Origin of the sequence: Leeuwenhoekiella polynyae, assembly GCF_004104075.1 — a bacterium.
GTDB lineage: Bacteria > Bacteroidota > Bacteroidia > Flavobacteriales > Flavobacteriaceae > Leeuwenhoekiella > Leeuwenhoekiella polynyae.
This window is the reverse complement of sequence record NZ_QOVK01000010.1, coordinates 103,179-124,152: the sequence shown is the minus strand read 5'-3', so window position 1 is coordinate 124,152 and position 20,974 is coordinate 103,179. Positions and strand designations below refer to the sequence as shown.

Genomic DNA, 20,974 nt, shown 5'->3' with positions numbered 1-20,974 from the left:
TATGAATTCAATTGTAGATTTCTTTTTTGGGCAATATGCAGGTTATGAAACGTCATCAATTATTCTTGAGATCGTGGGCGTTATTTTCGGGTTGCTTTCGGTCTGGTATTCAAAACAGAATAATATCTGGGTATATCCTATAGGAATGATTAGCACCTCAATTTTTGTCTATCTATTATTAAAATGGGGTTTGCTGGGTGATATGATGATCAATGCTTATTATTTCTTGATGAGTGTTTACGGGTGGTATGTTTGGACCAGAAAAACAGATGCAGAGCACGTGACGCCTATTTCAAAAACCACTAAAAAAGAACATACCTGGTCTGCTTTCATTTTTATTGTGACCATCATTTTTGTATTTGCTGTGTACAATGTTTTTGATAAATGGAATAGTTGGACGGCTTATGTAGACACTCTTACAACGGCCCTATTTTTTGTGGGTATGTGGTTAATGGCTAAACGCAAAATTGAAAATTGGATTTATTGGATTATAGGAGATATTATTTCGGTTCCCCTATATTTTTACAAAGGCTTCACATTTACCAGTTTTCAATATCTTATTTTTACTGTGCTTGCTATTTATGGCTTTATCGCGTGGAAAAAATACCTCAACAACATACCGGAAACTGTATAAAAATCGTGCTCTTTGGCCCCGAAAGTACCGGGAAGACTACACTTTCAAAGAAACTCTCAGAATATTATGATGGTGCCTGGGTGCCCGAGTTTGCTCGGGAATACCTTCAGCAGAAATGGGATGAAGAGCAAAAAATTTGTGAACCTCAAGACATACTATCCATCGCTATTGGACAGATGAAGTTGGAAAATGAAGCTGTCGATTCCGGAAAAAAAACAGTATTTTGTGACACAGATCTTTTAGAAACAAAGGTTTACAGCGAAGCATACTATGACGGATGGTGTGATACCCAAGTAGCAGAAGCTGCAAAAAGCAATACGTATGATCTCTATTTGTTAACATATATAGATACGCCCTGGCAAGCAGATGATTTACGTGATCGCCCGGAACAACGAGAAGAAATGTTCGAGTATTTTAGACAAGCTTTAATTGATAATGATCGCCCCTACATTTTGGTCAAAGGAAGTCTAGAAGAACGACTACAATTTATTACCAACCACTTAAATTCTTTACTAATTTGAATTTTACAGACCAAGAAATCAACGAAATCAAAGATCACGGCTTAACTGCAAAACAGGTAGAAAGTCAAATTGATCTTTTTGTTAATGGGGTGCCTAATGTTAAACTAGTAGCACCTGCAACAACATCAGACGGAATTTTTAAACTTGCTGAAGCAGAAGAATTGAAGTTTCTAGATTTTTATGAAGATAAAAAATCAGAACTCGATCTTTTAAAGTTCACACCAGCCTCTGGTGCTGCCAGCCGTATGTTTAAAAAGATCTATCAGTTTTTAGAGGACTACAATGCTTCTAAAGAAACAATAGATGAATATCTAGAACGTACCGGGGATAATCATATGAAGAAGTTTTTTGCCGGTTATGAGGAGTTTCCATTTTACAATCACATTATAGATGGGCTTGATGAAGAAACCAAAGCCGATGAAAACACTAAGAAATATGCGTTTATCAAAACAATGATGAGTGAAAACGGTGAGGACTACGGTAATTTACCTAAAGGCTTGATCCCATTTCATTATTACGGATGTTACAAAGCAACAGCTTTTGAAGAGCATTTGCATGAGGCTGCAGCATATGCGGCAAAAAGCGATAAAGCAACACTACATTTTACCGTTTCGCCAGAGCATAAGGAGGCATTCGTTAAAGAATTTGATACCATTCACGCTTCAGTAAGCAATACAACAGGAGTTAACTTTGATGTTGATTATTCGTTTCAGAAGCCGGAAACAGACACTGTTGCTGTTACTATGGATAATAAATTGTATCGTAAAGGTGACGGTTCATTGTTGTTTCGTCCCGGAGGTCACGGGGCATTGATTGAAAACCTGAACGATGTGGATGCAGATGTGATTTTTATAAAGAATATAGATAATGTATTGGTTCAGGATCAGATTCAAACTTTAGCCCGAAGCAAACGTATTTTAGCCGGTTTACTTTTAGAAAAGCAAGCTCAGGTATTTAAATATGCAGCACTTTTAGATAAGAATACAATTTCTGAAAACGAACTTGAGGAATTAGTAACCTTTTTAAAAGAAGACTTCAGTACACGTATCGATTCCGATTATACAGATTTTTCAACAGAAGAAAAGAAAAGCTATTTAGCTGAATTACTAGATAGACCTATCCGTGTTTGCGGTATGGTTAAAAATGAAGGAGAGCCCGGAGGTGGTCCATTTTGGGTTGAAGATGAAAGTGGTAAAGTAGCCCTGCAGATAATTGAAGGCGCACAGGTAAACACTAAAGACGCTAAACAGGGAGAGATCTTTAAAAATTCAACACACTTCAATCCGGTAGATATTGTTGCCGGTGTACGTAATTATAATGGTAAAAAATACAATCTGCTTGATTATGTGAATCCAGACTTAGCATTTATAGCTTATAAAACAGATGGAGGAAACGAAATTAAAGCATTAGAACTTCCGGGATTGTGGAACGGTGCGATGGCACGCTGGAATACTCTATTTGTTGAAGTGCCTTTGGAAACCTTCAATCCGGTTAAAACGGTAAATGATTTACTAAAACCATCACATCAGACAAAAGCTTAATGGATAAAAACCTGCTGTATACAGAATGTAATTTTAAGGCAGTGCGCAGCAGTGGTCCCGGAGGTCAGCATGTAAATAAGACTTCTACTAAAGTCATGCTGCATTGGGATCTTGATGCTTCTATTGTGTTTGATGAGGATCAGACAGAGCGTCTTAAAAAACGACTGTCTTCAAAATTCACATCAGAAAATCAATTGGTTTTATCTTATGATCAAAGCCGCAGCCAGCATAAAAACAAACAAGAGGTTTTTAAAAATTTAATGCGCTTGCTAGAGAAGGCACTTATTAAACCTAAAAAACGAAAAAAGACAAAACCTACTTTAGCTTCAAAAAGACGCAGGCTTGATTCTAAAAAGAAAAATGCAGAAAAGAAAGCCAATCGAAAACCGCCTTCTTTTTAAGTATTCCAAATATTTTAGGGTATTTATTAAAAAGTGTAGATTAATTCTACACTTTTTTTGTGGAATATACTCTTCTTCTACACAAAGCCTTTTTTATCACATTTCTTTATTTGTCCCATAATCAGCTACTTAATGGGGCTGAGCTGTACTGCAGTTGCTATGGTACGGTTTTGCTATATAGTTAAATGAGTTTGTAACTGAAACAGCTCAAATAAAATAACAATAAACAAGAAAATATAGAATTATGAAAAATCTAGTAATGACCGTAGCCGCAGCAGCAACAATGCTTTTCGCTACAGAAAACATAACAGCACAAGAAACAGAATCTGAAGTAGCAATGACTGAGACTGAAGTGCAAGCACCTGTACAGGATGGTTTTGAGAAAATTGAAACTTCAGCTTTACCAGAAACAGTTACTAATGCAGTAGCAACTGACAAAGCAGGTTCTACAGTTGAAGAAGCGTATTTCAATGAAGAATTGAGCGTTTATAAATTGATGTTGAAAGCAGAAGGTGCAGAAGCAGAGACGGCTTACATCAATGAAGAAGGTAAATGGGTAAAGATTCAGTAACAAGAGTCTCCCTTTTAATAAATCAATTTTAATCAAAGCACCAGTGTGTGCACAAAATATAGGATTATGAAAAATCTAGTAATGACCGTAGCTGCAGCAGCAACAATGCTTTTTGCAGCAGAAGGAGTAACAGCTCAAGAAACCACAGGAGATGTAGCGCAAGCTACTACAGAATTACAAGCTCCGGTAGATGGATACACTAAAATTGAAGTTTCAGATTTACCTGTAACTGTGACTAAAGCAGTTGAAGAGGATAAAACTGGAGCTGATGTAACTGAAGCCTGGGTTGACTCAGAAAATAAAACTTTTAAATTAACATTAGCAACAGAAGGGGCCGAGCCAGAAACTGCATATATAAATGCTGCAGGTGAATGGATCGAACCAAAAGAGTAGGTTAGGTTTCCCTAATTTGAATTTTTAATAAATAGAATGGTTAAAAATTCAAGATTGAGCCCCGATGAGAATCGGGGCTTTTTTATGTTTTATTGGCACCGCTAATGGGTTTAAAACGCCGAGACTTGCCGCGAGGTAGTTTATTTTCAAATTCAAGTGTCTAGATCATAAGAATCGAAAGATATTTTCTTAACGTTTTTTATGATTTTATTAGTTACCGCAGTTAATGGTATTTGTACTTTTAACATAATAATTGAGATTGAGATACTCCAAGGCTTGCCTTGAAGTCAAAAGCTGTTTCTTTTTAATACATTTTGGGCTTGCCCAAGGTGACTTACTAAAACTATCTACCTTGTCTAAAATACTCCTTATAGAAGATGATGTTGCCTTTTGTAAAATGCTTGAGACCTTTCTCGGTAAAAAAGGCTTTGAAGTTAAAAGTGCGTTTACAGCTGGTGAAGCTTACAAAATATTAGATGAAGGAGCGACAGATCTGGTGATTACAGATGTTCGTTTGCCAGATGATGACGGACTTAGTATTTTGAATTTCATTAAAGAGAAGTATTCAGCTATCCCGGCGATATTAATGACCGGTTATGCCGAAATTAATAAAGCTGTAGAAGCTATGAAGGCCGGCGCTTTTGATTATATTTCAAAACCGGTACGTCCTGATGAACTCTTGAAGATTATAGATAAAGCCCTCAATATTCAGGAAAATTCACAAAGCACTTCTGAGCCAAAACAAAATCCAAAAAAGAAAAATGGGGAAGTTGCATCTGCAACAAGTGCTAACTTTATAAAAGGGGTAAGTGATGCCGCAGCAAAACTCAATCAATATGTAGACCTTGTAGCACCTACTACGATGTCTATTTTGATAATTGGCGATAGCGGTACTGGTAAAGAATATGTTGCAAAAAGTATTCACGATAAAAGCAAACGTAGCGATCAGCCATTTATAGCTGTTGATTGCGGTGCAATACCTAAAGAACTAGCAAGTAGCGAATTCTTTGGTCATATTAAAGGTTCTTTTACAGGAGCAGTTACAGACAAAGTGGGGCATTTTGAAGCAGCTAATGGAGGTACACTTTTTTTAGATGAAATAGGAAATCTATCTTACGAGTTGCAGGTGCAGCTGCTTAGAGCTTTACAGGAGCGAAAAGTAAAACCGGTGGGTAGTAACAAGGAAATCCCGGTTGATATACGTGTGGTTGCTGCTACCAATGAAGATCTGGAGGAAGCTATAAAAGAGAATGAATTCAGAGAAGATCTGTATCACAGATTGAATGAATTTTCAATCGAAATGCCACGCCTGAGTGATCGTCAGGAAGATTTGATGCTTTTTGTAAATGTTTTCTTGGATCAAGCCAATGCAGAACTTGAGAAAGAGGTGACCGGTTTTAGTGATGAAGCTATAGAGGCTTTAAAAAGATATGACTGGCCGGGGAATTTGAGAGAACTGAAGAATATCGTAAAGCGCTCTGTTTTATTAACGCAAGATGCTATTATTCCTCTAAAACTCTTGCCTCGCGAAATAATGCTTTCAAAAGAAAGCATAAAAGATGAGCCGTTTGCACTCTTTAATTCTAAAAATGAGCAGGAGCTTATTTTAGATGCATTGGAAAAAACCGGGGGTAATAAAAGCAAAGCTGCAAGACTTCTTCATATTGATCGCAAAACACTTTACAATAAACTCAAGCACTACAATATTAAGTTGTAAGAGTTTGTCTTAGCAAATCTACCAAGGTTTTAGATTTTTCCTTAACGCTTAATATAGCTGATTGTATCTCTGCCTTCGGAATCTTTTGAAGTGTGGGTTTTTCTAATTTTTCAAGAATAGCGACAATCCCTGAAGCTTCAAGCTGTCGCATCATCGGAAGCATTTTATGTGCAGTGTCATTAATAGATTTGATGTCTATAGTTTGTGCGTTTAAGCTCTCTAAACTTTCTTCAGTGCTCTCACAAAACACAGTAAGAATACTCTTTAAAGCTTCATTATCGTCACCTACAAATTCTTTCAATTGTTCAATACTGAATAAATCAGAGTTAGATTTTAAGACAATTGGATTGGATTCAATTTTCTTTTTTTCTAAAGCACTTATCGTGCTGATAGCTTGAACCAGTTCATCTGGTTTGTATGGCTTTTTTAAGTTTTCGGCGAAGCCAAAATGTTTGTAATCTGCTTGTTTGAGCGTCCCGTTTCCACTCAGAGCAATTACAGGTATTTGAGCGGTTTCAATTGTTGATTTAAGTTCTTTAATTAGGGCAATTCCATCCATAACAGGCATTTGTATGTCTGAAAGGATGAGGTCGTATTTTTTTGTTTTAAGCAGTTTTAAAGCCTCTGCTCCATTGTTTGCAGTATCTGTCTCTAAGTCATAAGGAGCTAGAGTAGCTTGAGTAAGTTTGATTTGTACTGGTTCGTCATCAACGATTAGAATACGTTCAATTGAATTTAGATTTTTATTTGAAATTGAAACGGATTTAACAGACTCTTGCTGTTCTGTTTTTTCAACAGGAATAGAAACGGTAAATGTACTTCCTTTGCCTGGAGTACTATTTAAAGATAATTTCCCTTTAAGTAGTTTAGTTAACTTTTTTGATATGGAAAGGCCAAGACCAAAACCGCCAAATTTGCGCTGTGTGGTTTCTTCTGCCTGTGAAAATTCTTTAAAAATGAGTTGCTGTTTTTCTTTAGGAATCCCCTGGCCGGTATCAATTACTTCAAATTTCAGACTGCTTTTTACAATTTGTGCAGTAATGTTGATGCTTCCACTTTCAGTGAATTTATAAGCGTTAGTGATGAGGTTGGCGAGTATTTGTTTGATGCGAAAAGGATCGCTTAGAAAGATTTGATTTGCCTCTTCAGAAATCTCAGTGCTAATTTCAACGCCAGATTTTATAGGTTGTGGTAAACTTACTGCAACGACATCTTCAATCAATTTTTTAGGGTTAAACGGTATTTTTTCAATAGTGATCTTACCGGCTTCCAGCTTTGCAAAATCAAGTAAATCGTTAACCAGTTTTAAAATATAATCCCCAGATTTTTGAACAGTATCTAAATACCGTAATTGTTTAGCATCAACAGGTGTCTTTTTAAGCAATTCTGTAAAGCCTAAAACCGTATTGAGGGGAGAGCGCATATCATGTGTCACTGTCGCCATTAATTGTTCTCTACTCTTTAATAGGGATTGCGCAACGGCGTTACTTTTTTCAAGTTCAGTACTGTATTGCTGGCTGCGGGACGCATCTTTAAAAATCATTATGACAAAGCCTAAAGCAAGAATAATACTGATGCCACCTATAATTTTTAAGGTATTAGAGATTTCTTCAATACGGCTATTGAGTAGAGCTTCGCGCTGCCTCGCTGTCATCGTTCCTTCACGTTCAAGCGTACTCAGAAGATTTCTGATCTTAAGGTTGATGTCACGGTCGTTGGCAAGTAGCGTATTTTCACGGTTTATGATGTTGATTTCGAGTTCTTTCTTTCGGGTTTCTATTTTTGCCAGAGTCTTGCGTACAGTTTGTGCCATTGAAGCCATATTCTGATCCTTATCTGTATTGTCTTTTCTGATGTATTCCATCATATCAACAATCACTTTTTTTGTATAGGCATCTACAGAATCTAAGCGGGGATCATTAGCATAATCTTCAAAGTAAATATCTTCTTTTATGAGTTCAGAAAGCGCTTCATCATAATAATTACGGGAGTATTGCTCTTCGCGTAAGCGCACCATTGAGCGGATGTTACTGGTCTTGTTTGACAACAACATTTTGATACTGTCTAATTGCTCATTTTGTTCTTTGGTTTCTGTTATACCTTGTAAAGAATCTAGCTGAATGGTGATACTATCAACGAGAACTTCATATTTGCCAAATTGATTCTGAGAACCCGTCGCCATCGCTGTTCTACCTATCGTCTCAGCTTCATAAAGATAGCTCAGCGCATTGCTGGTAAAGGTGAGCTTTTGATTAGTGGCTTGTTCTTTTTTAGGAGGATATAGAAAGGTTTTAATCTGCGGATAAATAAACCAAATCGCAAAAAAGATAAGCAAACCTATTAGCAGATAGCCTGTCAAAACCTTAAGTGTTATAGAGCGTTTGGTATTTTTCATAGGTTCTAAAATTAAGCCACCCTAAAATAAAACACCTTAATTTTTTTATAAAAGCAGAAATATTGCATTACATTTGCCGCCTAATCTCAAAGGGGTGCTTAAACTTCTGTTTATTCAGAAAGCGAGCTGAGATCATACCCAATGAACCTGGGCGGATAATGCCGCCAAGGGAATCGCTTAAAATACCTGTGAGGACCGGGTTGTTTTTAAGCAACATTGCATTTTATTAACTAATAGTAACACGGAATAATCGCCCCTTTTATTCGTAAAAATTTTTACGAATGAAATCACTTTTATTCGCCTGTGCTGCCAGTTTGACAACTTTTGGCGCACTCGCACAACAAACACCGCAAGACACCACATCTGTAAACAAACTCGATGAGGTACTTGTAAAATCAATCCGGGTAGATGCAGATTCACCCATCACCTACAGCAATCTTTCTAAAGAGGAAATTAACGAGCGTAATCTGGGTCAGGATTTACCCATTTTACTCAATTATCTGCCTAGCGTTGTAACTACATCAGACGCAGGAGCAGGAGTGGGGTACACGGGTTTTCGTGTCCGCGGAACAGGGAATCAAGGGATTAACGTGACCATTAACGGGATCCCCTATAATGATACAGAAAGTCTGGGTAGTTTTTTTGTAAACCTGCAAGATTTTAGCAGTTCTATACAAAGTGTGCAGTTGCAACGTGGGGTAGGGACTTCTACTAACGGAGCCGGAGCTTTTGGTGCAAGTTTGAATATTCTTACCGATGCGGCAGAAGATAAAGCTTATGCTCAGGTTAGCGCTTCAGGCGGATCTTTTAATACCCGCAGAGCGAATGTGAAATTTGGTACCGGATTGATTAGCGATCACTTTAGTTTTTCCGGAAGGCTTTCGACCATAAAATCTGATGGTTATGTAGACCGGGCGAGTTCTGACTTGAAATCTTATTTTTTACAAGGAGAATATCGTAATGAAAACACACTGCTTAAAGCAATTGTTTTTGGAGGTCACGAGATTACGTATCAATCTTGGAATGGTATCGATAAACAGACTTTAGAAACCAACCGCACCTATAACCCTATAGGTTTTCAATATGATGATGCTGGAAATTTAGAAGGTTTTTATGAGAATCAGGTAGACAATTATAAGCAAGACCACGTGCAGTTATTATGGAATCAAAAATATGGTGGGGGCTGGTCTACTAACCTTGCATTAAACTATACAATGGGTCGCGGCTTTTTTGAAGAGTATGTAGACTCTTGGTATTATGCCAATGTGAATTTTTCTAATGATGCTACTTTTGATTTCATAGGCTGGGAGCCTTATGAAATTGATGGAGAGTTGCAAGCAGATACAGATTTGATACGCCGTCGCTGGCTAGATAATCGCTACTATGTTGCGAATTTGACCACCAATTACTCTGATAAAAACATTGATTTTGATGCAGGAGTTTTTGGTAGTATTTATACCGGTGATCATTATGGTGAGATCACCTGGGCACGTTATTTCTCACAAACAGAAGAGGCTGGTTATCGGTACTATAATGGTACAGCAGATAAAAATGAGTTTACAACATTTGCTAAAGCAACCTGGAGAATCGATGACACTTGGAGTATTTTTGGAGACTTGCAGGGACGTTTTATCACCTATAAAACAGACGGCTTGGCGGATGATACTACCCCTTTTAGAATCGATAAAGATTACTCGTTTTTCAACCCTAAAGCGGGTGTGACATTTACCGTTGATGAATCGAGTAAAGTATATGCTTCTTATGCCAGAGCAAACCGCGAACCTAACCGTACTGATTTTGAAAATGGAAATCCCGTACCAGAGACTTTAAACGATTTTGAACTGGGATATCGTTTTACTAAAGATCGTTCGCGTATTTATGCTAATGTGTATTATATGGATTACCGGGATCAGTTGGTGCTTACCGGAGCGATAGATGATGTGGGTGCGGCGATACGCCAAAATAGCGGTTCTAGTTACCGTCTGGGTGTAGAAGTAGAAGCCGGTTTCCAGTTAGGAAGTCAGGTTGCGATTTCACCAAACGTGGCTTTAAGTACTAATAAAAACCGAGATTTTTTCTTTCAAAGAGACGGTGTCTTGCAGAATCTGGGAAATACCAATATTTCGTTTTCTCCTAACATTGTTGCCGGTAATCGAATTGATTTTTTCCCGATTCAGAAGTTGCGTTTTTCGCTATTATCTAAGTATGTTGGTGAGCAATATCTGGGTAATATAGATGCCGCAAGTTCTAAGCTTGAAGCTTATTTTATAAATGATTTAAACTTTCAGTATGATTTAGAAGGAATCGGCTTTGCTAAGTCGATTACATTAACGGCTTTGGTTAATAATATCTTCAGCGAAGAATATGTGTCTAATGGATATTTTTTCACTTATGATGATGATTTTACAAATCCGGGAACCGTTACTACCCTTGAAGGTGCCGGGTATTATCCGCAGGCTAAAATCAACTTTTTAGTAGGAGCGACTGTACGATTTTAGGGAACCTTGGGAGGCAATCTTTAAAGCCGGCATTTGCCGGCTTTTTTTATTCAATAATCGAGAACTATTTTTTAAATACTCTTAACGGAGACGGCTAGTGAATATTTAATTTGAAATAATTATATTATTTTCATTTTGTGAAACCCGGTATTCAATAAGTGTGTAAGATAATTCCTGGCTGGTGTCCTGACCAGTGTACAAGGTGTACGTGTTGTCTTCACAAGAGCAGGTTGCTTCTACTCCATTTAAATTCATTGTAGAACAAGCATTGGGCACGTGATTGGGGTCGGTTGCTTCCCAGGCGCGTATAGAAGAACCCGTATTTATCACAAAAACACCGCGTATGCCTGCATTAGCAACATAAATAGCATTTCCAGGAAATTGTAACTGGCTATATTCTGGGAAGTTTGTGTTTAAATTAATAGAGAATGAGATAGGATTAACATTAGGGTTGTTGATGCGGTTATCGTCAGAACTACACGAAAATGTCAGCGTGCAGAATAAAGCGGTTAATAGTCCTCTTTTTAGGATTTTAGTAACAGATGAGATTGTCAATTTATAAGATTTTAGGAGTAACAATTAATAAATTCGTATATTAGCAACACTTAATCCCGTTAATTAATGGGATTTTTTGTGTTTATATATCAGGGTAAGACTTTACCATAGTATAAACACAATTGTTAAACGATAATTACATACATCGCATTGTGCATAAATAAACGAAGTTATGAGTAAAGTATCATACTATACCGCAGAAGGACTAAAAAAATTAAAAGACGAACTCAATCAGTTAAAAGATGTTGAGCGTCCTAAGGCTTCGCAAGCTATTGCAGAGGCTCGTGATAAAGGGGATTTGAGTGAGAATGCAGAATACGATGCTGCAAAAGAAGCTCAGGGAATGCTAGAGATGCGTATCTCTAAAATGGAAGAGATCGTGTCAAATGCACGTATTATTGATGAGTCGCAATTAGACACTTCAAAAGCGCTGGTCCACTCTACAGTAAAAATTAAAAACCAGACTAACGGTCAGGAAATGACCTATAAGTTGGTTGCGCAAAGTGAAGCTGATTTGAAAAGCGGAAAAATCTCTGTAGATTCTCCCATAGGAAAAGGCTTATTAGGAAAAAAAGTAGGCGAAGTCGCAGAGGTAAGTGTGCCTAATGGTACGATGAAGTTTGATATTCTTGAAATAAGCAGAACGTAATACTGTTGATTTTGATATTAAAAGCTGAGTTCAATTATGATATTTTTTATTGAACTCAGCTTTTAAACTTAACTATCTCCAGATAAAGTCACCTTCTTCAACAGACCAGTCATTACCAAAGAAACCACTGGATTTCACGCCTGAAATACCAGACTTCATCATTGTGTCGTCAAAAATCAATACATCTGGAAAAGTCGTTCCATTTTCTAAATAATCATTTGCATAAGCGCCTTTCATCCCTTTTATTCCCGTTGCAGTAACGACCCCTACACTTGCTGTATCACTATCATCTCGAGGATAAATAAAAAGAGCACCCCATTGATCTCCTTCAAGTTTTTTAGATCCCACTTTTATTAAATTATTACTTACTTGTATGGGGCAGAATTTCAAAATCTTGTTCCAAGAACTATTATTATTTTTATTTCCATACATAACTATATTTTGATTTGGATAATTACTAAGTTCAAAATCGCGATCCCTTATAATCTCTACCGAACCATTTGCACGATACCAGAACTTTTCAGCATCAAATTTAGCACGATTATAATACCAGTCGTTTTCTTCTTGAGATCCATTTGAAGCGTATACAAATACCATTTTTTTTCTAAAGGCGTCTTTGAATCCGCCATTTCTGTGGGGATTTTTTTCAGAAGTTTTTGGGGCTTTTGTAATAGTCCATTGTTTAGATTTTTTCTCTAAATAAACTGTTTCTTTAGATGCGATTACCAGTTGCTGGTTGTCTATCAATAAAGTATCATTTGTAATTGCAGCATCCTGTAAATCTAATTTTAATAAAGCAGTATTTACTGTATTAATATCTAGTTTACCTTTTTCTTTTTTCAATTGAAACGAACTTATTTCAAAGGGTTTTTTCTGCTGAAAAATACTCACATAATTAGAACTAGCAGAAACTCCGGGGGATCCAGTTGAAAACTCAATCTCATCGATGTCTTCTGGAGCTTTAATTTTTCGGGCTTTAAAAAAATCAAAAAGCAATGGATAATCTACACTCTCATCGCCATACCAATGCTGGCCATCTGGATATTCGTAATACGCAAAATCATTATGAAATTTCCCTAGAGTTTCTCGCATATCTCTTGCAATTGAAGTTGGAACAACATTGTCTTTTTCTCCGTGTAAAATATAAACCCCATAGTGCAGGTAGTTGCGTTTTAATTTTAGTGTGCGGCTTGGATTGCCGGCTCTACGAATAATAGAATCTAAAAGTGCATCTGTATCATTGTCAAAAGATAGAGTCACTTTCTTTAAAAACTCATCTTTTGTTATACCAAACCTATCGAAATTTTCAGTAGGCATTTCTTTCATACGTTCAATAGAATTGTTGCGGTATAGCAGCAGATCAGGGTAACCAGCACAAGGAGCAATTGCTGCAAAACGGTCTGGATACGTCGCGCCAAGATACCAAGTACCATGACCACCCATAGAATGGCCTGTTAAATAGGTGTGTTGTTTATCTGTATTAAACAATTTTTCGGCTTCATCAAGAACTTCTAAAGCGTCAAGTCTTCCCCAGTCTTCCCACGCAAAACCATAGGGTCTGCGGTTTGTAGGTGCTACTAAATGTCCCCAGTCTTTTTGTTTGTAAGCATTTGCTTGGTTTACAGCTTCTACAGAAGCTCCGTGAACAGAGAAAAATAAAGCTTGATTAGGTGAGTCTTTGTTAAGAGAAGGAGCTACGCTGTAATATTGTACACTCCCATCTATGTGACTTATAAAGGTGTTTTTGTGATGTTTGTACTTTGATTTTACTACGAGTTCTAAGGTGTCTGTACTTAGTATTTTTCCAGATTTATCAAGTAGTGTTATATAAGCATTTACGGTTTCTTGATCAACTAAACCATCTGGCGTTGCTATTTTGAATGGAACCTTTCTAACGATAAGAGGGGATATATTAGGAACCGGAGTCGTAATTTCAGTATCTTCTATTTTTACATGAATCTTTCCGTTTTTAAACCATTTATCTGTTGTGTTCATTACTCGAATTGCACCATATACTGGCTTAGACTCTTCTAATAAAAGGTCTGGAAGTGTAAGATCTCTTTTTGTGAATTGAAAAGGATGGTCAGCTTTTAAGAGTCTGGCACGCATGGTTGCAAACCGTCCTCCAGAAAGTATAAATTCGTTTTTACCTTTGTTAAGTTTTACAGGAATCAAATTCCACCCAAAGTCATAATGATCGCCTTCGTGAGGAAGCCCGTTAATTAAAACATTTGTGTGACCTGAAGCCTCAAAAAGTATGGTTTGTTCAATTTTTGAATTATACTCAAGATATAAATATCCTGAGCGTAAACCACGATCGTTAAACTCGTTTTTATCCTGTGTTTTTAAGGGCTCCCACTCAAGAGTTTCTCCAGAAAAAGAATCTGTTATTTTAATTTCTTGTATTGATGTAGTTAATTTTTTATTGAGTATTTCTGCGAAAACAGGATTACTTGAAACTGCGTCATTACTAAAAGAGAATCCTTTTTTCTTTAAAATGAGACCTTCAGTAAATAAATGGAGTATGGTTCCTTCGCTAACATCTTCTACTTTTTCTTTTCCAAAATATTGAACAATATTTCCTTGCTTAGTTTGAGCAAATGAAAAAGAGGTTAAAGCAAGCAAACTGTATAAAAGCCAGTTAAATTTCATTAGGTAAGTGTTTAAATTAAAAAAACGGGTCATCGTTAAATGACCCGTTAGATTTAGTATTTATGACCTATTGTTTAGGTCCTGCTCCATAGTTCGGGTTTGCTTTGTCAAACCATAAGCGTTCTGCATTTAAAACTTGAGGCACATTTGAGCCTGTTGTAAAGCCTTGTTGCTTGTAAGCCTCACTCATATTCTCAAAGTTTTTATTGTCTTCAGTAGGTGTTCTTACTGTAAAACGACGAGGAACGGTTAATGGAGAACCTCCTGCTAAGAATGGATCTCTAGGCAAGTATTCACTAGAAGCTTTAGGGATTCCTGATCGACGTACTGTTGTCCATAAATCTCCCGGAGTAACTGCAAAGTTAATGTATTGCTGAATATATACTTTTTCTAAACCATCACTATTTAGATCGTAAGCTGGCTGACTCAATAGATTATCAATTTCTCCATCTTTCAATTTGGTAGCTCCTGCCTGCGAAAGTGTTGCATCATTATAAACAGGATCTTCATCATAATAGGGGAAACCGTTATTCTCTGCTAACATGTCTAAGCGTAAAGCAGAATAGCGAACACCTTTATTGAAGTAACCTTGAGCATCATCAGGCAAAGAAGCTCCTAGTAATTTGAATTCTGCTAAATATAAATTTGTTTCAGCTGAAGACCCCAAAATAACTTGTAGTGGAGGAAAATTATCTGTACGCTGAATCACACGACCACCTGGCTTAGTAGGATATGTAAAATTAATTCCAGTACGTGTAATGCGTTCAGCAAAATTAGAAGTTGAAGCATATGCTTTTTCAACTCCGTCTATATTAATTCTATTGTTAATATTTTGATTAAAATAGATATTATTTTCAGCTTTAAAAACAGCATCAGGAGATAGCGGTACTCCAAAATACCTCACCCAAGGTTCTCCAGGACCAGACCAGCCTTCAAAATTGCCATCGCTATCAAGCATCACATATTGCTCAACATAAGGTGGTAATTCTTGTTCTGCATCTATAAATGCTTGAACTACCTCGCCATTAAATGAGTTTTTATCAAAAAGAACTTTCAGCCTTGGATCTTTATTTTCAGCCATAAAATCTATAAGTTCTATAGATCCTGCTCCAACTCCCATAGGGTTACCTGTACCTCTATAATTGATACCGCGTTTATAAATGAAGTCTTCGCTTACATCATCCATATAGCCAACCGGTGAGTTTGCGACTTCTTCTGCTATAGAAATAGCTCGTGAAAAATCTGTGTTGATCATTCGGACAGCTATTTTTAGTTTGAGAAGATTACAAAACTTAGCCCATTTCAAGTAGTCACCGTTGTAAATAAGATCTTGATCCCCTATCTCAAATTGATTTGCTGCTGATAAATCTTCAATAGCTGCATCAAGCTCGTCTAACCAGATATTAAATAACTCTTCTTGAGTATCATATTTAGGTGTAAGCAGAGCGGGCGTTGTATATGGTGCAAGACCAGCTTCTGAATAAACCATCGAGCCGTAAAGGTCTGTTATGGTTATAGCAGGTTGTATCTGAATTGGGAATGTCATGGCTCTGAGAGCTTTTCTAGCTTCCTGCTCTGATTCACTCATAGCATCAATACGAGCTCTTATATCTCTTGTATTTGGAATAAGAGCATTGTATATGTTTTGAGTTCCCACTTCGCCCATCTCGACTACAGCTTCACTATTTCCTCCTCCAGCTGCAGCAGTAGCTACTTGAGTCCAAGGATATATATAGTCAAAATTATTATAGAACCAAATCGTATAGTCGTTGCCATACATTTGCTCTATAGATTTAGTCATAGAAAATCTTAAATCTGGCTCTGAAAGTGAAGAAGGGTCACTGTTTAATTCTGCAAAATCATCTTTATCGCAGCTTGCAGCAAAGATCATTAGCAAAATTAGTAATGGAGTTATATTTTTTTTCATTTTAGTCTTTTTTTTAAAAATCTAAAGAGATAGTCATGGTGTAATTTGCAGTGTACGGTGCAAAGGATCGTTCTCTAAATGAGTCTGAGCTTGCTGTACCTCTAAAACTCTCTGGATTTATATTGTTTGGTAAAGAGTTATATAGATAACCAAGATTTCTGGCATTTATACCTATATATAAGTTACGTGCGTTGAGTTTATCACTAATGCTCTTAGGTAGGTTGTATCCTAATGAAATGTTACGCAAAGCAATATATTTAACTTCACTAAACCAGTCGTCATTTACAACCCCGGAACTCCAAGCATTTGTGAAGTAATGGTAGAAACTAGCGTGAGTAGGCTCAACGTAACCTTGTTCGTAAGCTTCTTGATAAGTCATACCTCCTACATCAACAGAGCTTCCATTGGGAGCGGTAACAGTTTGGCCTTCTTGAAAAATACCCTCAGGTATTATACCGTCAGAATAGGTTCTGTTTGCAATATCGGCATATTGTGAAGTCCAGGTTACGCCGCCATATTCTGGAGCACGACCTCTTAAAGATGCATCTAAATAACCATAAGCTGTACCATATTTGCTAGAGTAAGATGCAATGTTGCCACCAAATCGTGCATCAAGCAATACAGAAAGAGTAATACCTTTATAATTAAATTCATTGAGTAAAGATCCTTCAAAATCAGGTTGTACTTTACCTACTTTTTCTACAGTACCGCTGCGCTGGTAATAAGCACCGCGACGAGAATCACTATAAGTTAATAATTTCATCCCGTTTCTTGGATCTTCGATGGGGTTACCATTTGCATCTGTAGATTGCCATCTTTTTATAGCACTGTCAGACATTAATACCCCATATTCGCCACCTTCAAATGCAACAGAGCCTACCCTAAAGTTACCGTAGTCAACATCACCACCTAACTTTTTGAACTCACCGTAGTCTTCGTGTAAGTCCTTTACTTTTGTGGTGTTATTCCAATAATTAAAGGTTGTATTCCACTCAAAGTTTTGAGTTTTAACAGGACTTCCATAAACAGTCAATTCGACACCGTAGTTGCTTAATGTTCCAATGTTTGTAAATAAATTACCATATCCCGATTCTTCAGGAATTGGCACAGAACCAATCTGATTTTTAATAGTTTCATTATAGTATGCAAAATCAAAACCTAAGCGATTGCTGAATAATCGAGTATCCATTCCAACTTCAAAAGAGTTTTTACGCTCAGGCTGAATTTTATTATCTACTAGAGTTGTTGAAACTCCGTTATTATAGATAAAATCTCCACCTGCCATCTCGTAGTTGTTGATGCTATATCCGTTATTAATAGCATATGGATCTGTATCGCTACCTACTTGAGCCCAAGATGCACGCAATTTGCTAAAAGTTATCCAGCTTGGAAGATTAAAAGTTTCGCTTGTTAACCAAGATGTTGAAACTGATGGATAAAAATAAGAATTAGTACCTGAACCATCCGTATAAACTAATGCCGAAGACCAGTCATTTCTACCCGTTATGTCTAAGAATAGTTGATCTTTGTAGCCAAAACTAGATAGAAAATATAATGAATTTATCTGTTTTGTACCAAAGATTCCCGCATCAGAAATTAGATTTCTTTTTGAATTATCCATAAAAAATCTTCCAGGAACGATCAAACCTCCATCGGTTCTCACATCGCTAAATGATTTTTCCTGATCCCATATTTCGGCACCAACTAATAAATTAGATGTTATGTCTTGGTTTATATTTTTATGAAAGTTTAATGTCAATTTTCCATTTCTGGTCAAATCTTTAGAATGATTTAAAACATATTGACCGCCTTCATTAGCATACCCACTTCCTAATGATTTAGATTCGTATTTTGTAGTATAATCATTAGCGCTTACTTGTGCTGTTATGGTTAACCAATCTATTGGATCTGCTGTTAATGTGATAATAGGTCTGGTTACAGTTTCTTTATTTTGATCATTTAGTGTATTGTAGCTAAACCATAAGCTTCTGTTTGGAGCGAACGCAAATTCATCACCATAGTCAGAACTGGGTACACCTCCGTGAGATGCTTGCCAAAATCTTTGCTGTGTATATTTCTCAGTATTATAGGTTCTTTCAAAACCTCCTTCAAAAAAGTTTTGAGAGATCGCATCTTGCGCATTCTGTGAATTAGATTGTGTGTAAGAAATAGCTGCGCTTGCTTTTAACCAAGATGTTAAATTATAAGATGCTTTAAAAGAGAATGCATTTCTCTCAAAGCTATTGTTTGGTAAAGTACCTGTTCTTTTGTTGTAAGAATCAGAAAGATAAAAGTTTCCTTTTTCATTACCCCCACTTACAGAAAATGCAGTGTTGCTGTTAATCCCCATGTCATAGGCATTTTTCATGTTATTCTTTCTAGCAACATAAGGAATTAAACTTCCGTCATAATCTTCAATCAAGTCTCCGTCAAAACGAGGTCCATAACTTAAGCCCCCGCCTGCATGGTTAATTAGTGTACGTTGACCATCTTCATTGTAATAAAATTGATTGGTGTCAAAACGATAATAGTTATTATTTGCATCTTGATTACCATAATCTACATAACCAGCAAGGGTTCCTGGTCCAAATTCATTTTGTAAATCTGGCGTATTGTAAACGTAGTCTATACCTATAGATTGTTTAACCGAAACTCCTATTCCACGAGCACTAGAGCCATCTTTTGTTTCAATAAGAATTACACCGTTAATACCACGAGAACCGTATAGTGCAGTAGCAGCTGCACCTTTAAGAACCGAAACTGTTTTGTAATCATCGGGATTTAAGTTCTTCAGAATATTTCCGTAATCATTAGCCGAATTTGACCAGTCTGCACTGTTGTTAGAAACGTTATTGTCAAGAATAACACCATCAATAACAAAAATTGGCTGGTTGTTGCTAGAATTCAATGATGAAACTCCTCTTATTTGGATTTTAGAATTACCAAATAATCCTCCATCAGAAGCCCCAATACTTACACCAGCTACCTTTCCTTGTAAAGCCTGTACTGGATTTACGGTATTGGTTTTAGCTAGTTCTTCACCTTCTACTTCGGTCATGGCATAACCAAGAGCTTTGGTTTCTCTTTTTATACCTAAAGCAGTAATTACTACTTCGCTAAGGGCTTCTGTGCTTACTGCAAGTGATACGTCTAATTTGTTCTTACCGTTAATGGCAATTTCCTGAGTTGTAAATCCAATCATGGAGAAGATCAACTCAGAATCAGTAGAAGCCTCAATGCTGTAATTCCCATCAAAATCTGATACGGTTCCGTTACTGGTTCCCTTCACTACAACGGTAACCCCGGGAATAGGTGTGCCAGTTTCCGTATCTAAAATTGTTCCCGTCACCACTTGTTCCTGAGCGTGTATACCTTGCATGCACAGAAAAAATATTGGCAGTACTAAATGCAATAATTTTTGTTTCATAAATGTTATGTTAGTATGATTGAAATGTTAAGGATACTAAATACCAGATAATCTAAAAAAAAACATAAATAAATAGGCAGACGACAATGCGGCATCGACAAACGACAAAAATCAGATTGATTATGAATTATTAATTCATTTACAAATAAATTGTTGTAGAAAGTTTTATGTATTTTATTTGGGTTTTTTTAAACGAAAATTAATTTTTTAACTAAATTTTGGATTTTATAATTTATAATTTAGCGGTAGTTAAATTGGTGTTAATATTTTTTGTGTGTTGCATCATAATTATTTGGTCTTTAATATTAGAAGAGTTATTTTGACTGACTGTTACCAGAAAAAACAGAAATTATGGCATCTATTTTCACTAAAATAATCAATCGCGAAATCCCCGGTTATATTGTTGCCGAAGATGAGAAACACATCGCGATTTTAGATATAAATCCTAATGCAAAGGGTCACACGCTTTGTATTCCTAAGAAGGAAGTAAATAAAATATTTGATCTTCCGGAAGCAGATTATATGGCACTTATGGCTTTTAGCCGAAAGGTTGCAAAAGCATTAGAACAGGTTGTGGAGTGTAAGCGTATAGGTGTTTCTGTAATAGGCCTTGAAGTGCCCCATGTACATGTGCATTTGATTCCGTTGACTTCAATGGAAGACGCTCGTTTTATTTCAAAAACTAAAATGGAAGCAGAAGCGTTTAAAGCCTTAGCCGAAAAAATACAGGCAGCTCTCTAAGGAGTTTGAAACTTGTAAATGGCAAATGCCACAGCTGCACCGGCAACTACAATAGCGATTAAGATAATTATAGCTAAAGGCTTATAGCGCGTGTAGGTGTCAGGGTTCCCAAAGCGTTTCAGATTATATAAATATACCCGGTCGATCTCATCGGTCCAAAGGCCGGGGTATATCATAGACTCACAATGGCTGCAATTAAGCTCTCCCTTCACTTCTTTAGTAGATCGTTTAATGAGCTTATTCTCCTCTAACTTATTAAAAAAGGTAAACGTGAGCCCATCTTGGGCAAAGCATTTAGGACAGTTATTACGCAGTTTGGATTCCCCAAATTTCACGTACTTAGAAGCCATAG

At 36.7% G+C, this 20,974-nt stretch carries 16 protein-coding genes; 10 read left to right on the top strand and 6 right to left on the bottom strand.

Annotation, left to right across the window (positions count from 1 at the left end; translation table 11 throughout):
* Nucleotide 1: 1 nt before the first annotated feature.
* The 7 genes from pnuC (at nt 2) to DSM02_RS12150 (ending at nt 5,778) form a co-directional block, all read left to right on the top strand.
* A complete protein-coding gene (gene pnuC / locus DSM02_RS12180; RefSeq protein ID WP_128765891.1) occupies nt 2-634 on the top strand; it encodes a nicotinamide riboside transporter PnuC in 633 nt (210 codons plus the stop codon).
* Nucleotides 595-1,155: an AAA family ATPase gene (locus tag DSM02_RS12175; RefSeq protein WP_164918303.1), complete on the top strand. Its 561-nt coding sequence runs from the start codon at nt 595-597 to the stop codon at nt 1,153-1,155. Before pnuC ends, DSM02_RS12175 begins: the two co-directional genes overlap by 40 nt.
* Nucleotides 1,152-2,696 (top strand): DUF4301 family protein, encoded by a 1,545-nt coding sequence (locus DSM02_RS12170; RefSeq protein ID WP_128765890.1) that lies wholly within the window; start codon nt 1,152-1,154, stop codon nt 2,694-2,696. The genes DSM02_RS12175 and DSM02_RS12170 overlap by 4 nt, the downstream gene beginning before the upstream one ends.
* Nucleotides 2,696-3,097: an alternative ribosome rescue aminoacyl-tRNA hydrolase ArfB gene (gene arfB / locus DSM02_RS12165; RefSeq protein WP_128765889.1), complete on the top strand. Its 402-nt coding sequence runs from the start codon at nt 2,696-2,698 to the stop codon at nt 3,095-3,097. Before DSM02_RS12170 ends, arfB begins: the two co-directional genes overlap by 1 nt.
* A gap of 244 nt (nt 3,098-3,341) precedes the next feature.
* On the top strand, nt 3,342-3,668 hold the full coding sequence (locus DSM02_RS12160) for a hypothetical protein (RefSeq protein ID WP_128765888.1): 327 nt from the start codon (nt 3,342-3,344) through the stop codon (nt 3,666-3,668).
* 66 nt (nt 3,669-3,734) lie between these two features.
* Nucleotides 3,735-4,061: a hypothetical protein gene (locus DSM02_RS12155; protein ID WP_128759773.1), complete on the top strand. Its 327-nt coding sequence runs from the start codon at nt 3,735-3,737 to the stop codon at nt 4,059-4,061.
* 352 nt (nt 4,062-4,413) lie between these two features.
* Nucleotides 4,414-5,778, top strand: a complete 1,365-nt coding sequence (locus DSM02_RS12150) for a sigma-54-dependent transcriptional regulator (protein ID WP_128765887.1) — start codon at nt 4,414-4,416, stop codon at nt 5,776-5,778.
* Here DSM02_RS12150 and DSM02_RS12145 read toward each other — a convergent pair.
* Nucleotides 5,768-8,173 carry a hybrid sensor histidine kinase/response regulator gene (locus tag DSM02_RS12145; RefSeq protein WP_128765886.1) on the bottom strand — a complete coding sequence of 802 codons (2,406 nt, stop codon included), beginning with the start codon at nt 8,171-8,173 and terminating at the stop codon, nt 5,768-5,770. The two genes, DSM02_RS12150 and DSM02_RS12145, sit on opposite strands and share 11 nt — an antisense overlap.
* Before the next feature lie 281 nt (nt 8,174-8,454).
* Between DSM02_RS12145 and DSM02_RS12140 the strand changes: the two genes are divergently transcribed.
* Entirely contained in the window at nt 8,455-10,671 is a 2,217-nt protein-coding gene (locus DSM02_RS12140) for a TonB-dependent receptor (RefSeq protein ID WP_128765885.1), read from the top strand.
* 105 nt (nt 10,672-10,776) lie between these two features.
* Here the strand turns inward: DSM02_RS12140 and DSM02_RS12135 are convergent, their stop codons facing one another.
* Nucleotides 10,777-11,226, bottom strand: a complete 450-nt coding sequence (locus tag DSM02_RS12135; RefSeq protein ID WP_128765884.1) for a hypothetical protein — start codon at nt 11,224-11,226, stop codon at nt 10,777-10,779.
* A 172-nt stretch (nt 11,227-11,398) separates the two neighbouring features.
* On the opposite strand from DSM02_RS12135, the gene greA reads away from it, so the two are divergent.
* A complete protein-coding gene (gene greA, locus DSM02_RS12130; RefSeq protein WP_128759778.1) occupies nt 11,399-11,875 on the top strand; it encodes a transcription elongation factor GreA in 477 nt (158 codons plus the stop codon).
* 72 nt (nt 11,876-11,947) lie between these two features.
* On the opposite strand, the gene DSM02_RS12125 is transcribed toward greA, so the two are convergent.
* From DSM02_RS12125 to DSM02_RS12115, 3 genes are all read right to left on the bottom strand, one after another.
* On the bottom strand, nt 11,948-14,527 hold the full coding sequence (locus DSM02_RS12125) for a carboxylesterase family protein (protein WP_128765883.1): 2,580 nt from the start codon (nt 14,525-14,527) through the stop codon (nt 11,948-11,950).
* Between the two features lie 67 nt (nt 14,528-14,594).
* Entirely contained in the window at nt 14,595-16,454 is a 1,860-nt protein-coding gene (locus tag DSM02_RS12120) for a SusD/RagB family nutrient-binding outer membrane lipoprotein (RefSeq protein WP_128765882.1), read from the bottom strand.
* Between the two features lie 13 nt (nt 16,455-16,467).
* Nucleotides 16,468-19,881, bottom strand: coding sequence for a SusC/RagA family TonB-linked outer membrane protein (locus DSM02_RS12115; RefSeq protein ID WP_128765881.1), 3,414 nt, complete (start codon nt 19,879-19,881; stop codon nt 16,468-16,470).
* A 351-nt stretch (nt 19,882-20,232) separates the two neighbouring features.
* Here DSM02_RS12115 and DSM02_RS12110 point away from each other — a divergent pair, with 351 nt between their 5' ends.
* Complete coding sequence (locus DSM02_RS12110; RefSeq protein WP_128759779.1) at nt 20,233-20,622, top strand: HIT family protein; 390 nt, start codon at nt 20,233-20,235, stop codon at nt 20,620-20,622.
* On the opposite strand, the gene DSM02_RS12105 is transcribed toward DSM02_RS12110, so the two are convergent.
* Nucleotides 20,619-20,972, bottom strand: coding sequence for a hypothetical protein (locus DSM02_RS12105; protein WP_128765880.1), 354 nt, complete (start codon nt 20,970-20,972; stop codon nt 20,619-20,621). The two genes, DSM02_RS12110 and DSM02_RS12105, sit on opposite strands and share 4 nt — an antisense overlap.
* Nucleotides 20,973-20,974 lie beyond the last annotated feature (2 nt).

Excerpts from the sequence above, each read along its gene's own strand:
- pnuC (WP_128765891.1), top strand. The coding sequence starts at position 2 with ATGAATTCAATTGTAGATTTCTTTTTTGGGCAATATGCAGGTTATGAA.
- arfB (WP_128765889.1), top strand. The coding sequence starts at position 2,696 with ATGGATAAAAACCTGCTGTATACAGAATGTAATTTTAAGGCAGTGCGC.
- DSM02_RS12160 (WP_128765888.1), top strand. The coding sequence starts at position 3,342 with ATGAAAAATCTAGTAATGACCGTAGCCGCAGCAGCAACAATGCTTTTC.
- DSM02_RS12155 (WP_128759773.1), top strand. The coding sequence starts at position 3,735 with ATGAAAAATCTAGTAATGACCGTAGCTGCAGCAGCAACAATGCTTTTT.
- DSM02_RS12145 (WP_128765886.1), bottom strand. The coding sequence starts at position 8,173 with ATGAAAAATACCAAACGCTCTATAACACTTAAGGTTTTGACAGGCTAT.
- DSM02_RS12140 (WP_128765885.1), top strand. The coding sequence starts at position 8,455 with ATGAAATCACTTTTATTCGCCTGTGCTGCCAGTTTGACAACTTTTGGC.
- greA (WP_128759778.1), top strand. The coding sequence starts at position 11,399 with ATGAGTAAAGTATCATACTATACCGCAGAAGGACTAAAAAAATTAAAA.
- DSM02_RS12125 (WP_128765883.1), bottom strand. The coding sequence starts at position 14,527 with ATGAAATTTAACTGGCTTTTATACAGTTTGCTTGCTTTAACCTCTTTT.
- DSM02_RS12120 (WP_128765882.1), bottom strand. The coding sequence starts at position 16,454 with ATGAAAAAAAATATAACTCCATTACTAATTTTGCTAATGATCTTTGCT.
- DSM02_RS12115 (WP_128765881.1), bottom strand. The coding sequence starts at position 19,881 with ATGAAACAAAAATTATTGCATTTAGTACTGCCAATATTTTTTCTGTGC.
- DSM02_RS12110 (WP_128759779.1), top strand. The coding sequence starts at position 20,233 with ATGGCATCTATTTTCACTAAAATAATCAATCGCGAAATCCCCGGTTAT.
- DSM02_RS12105 (WP_128765880.1), bottom strand. The coding sequence starts at position 20,972 with ATGGCTTCTAAGTACGTGAAATTTGGGGAATCCAAACTGCGTAATAAC.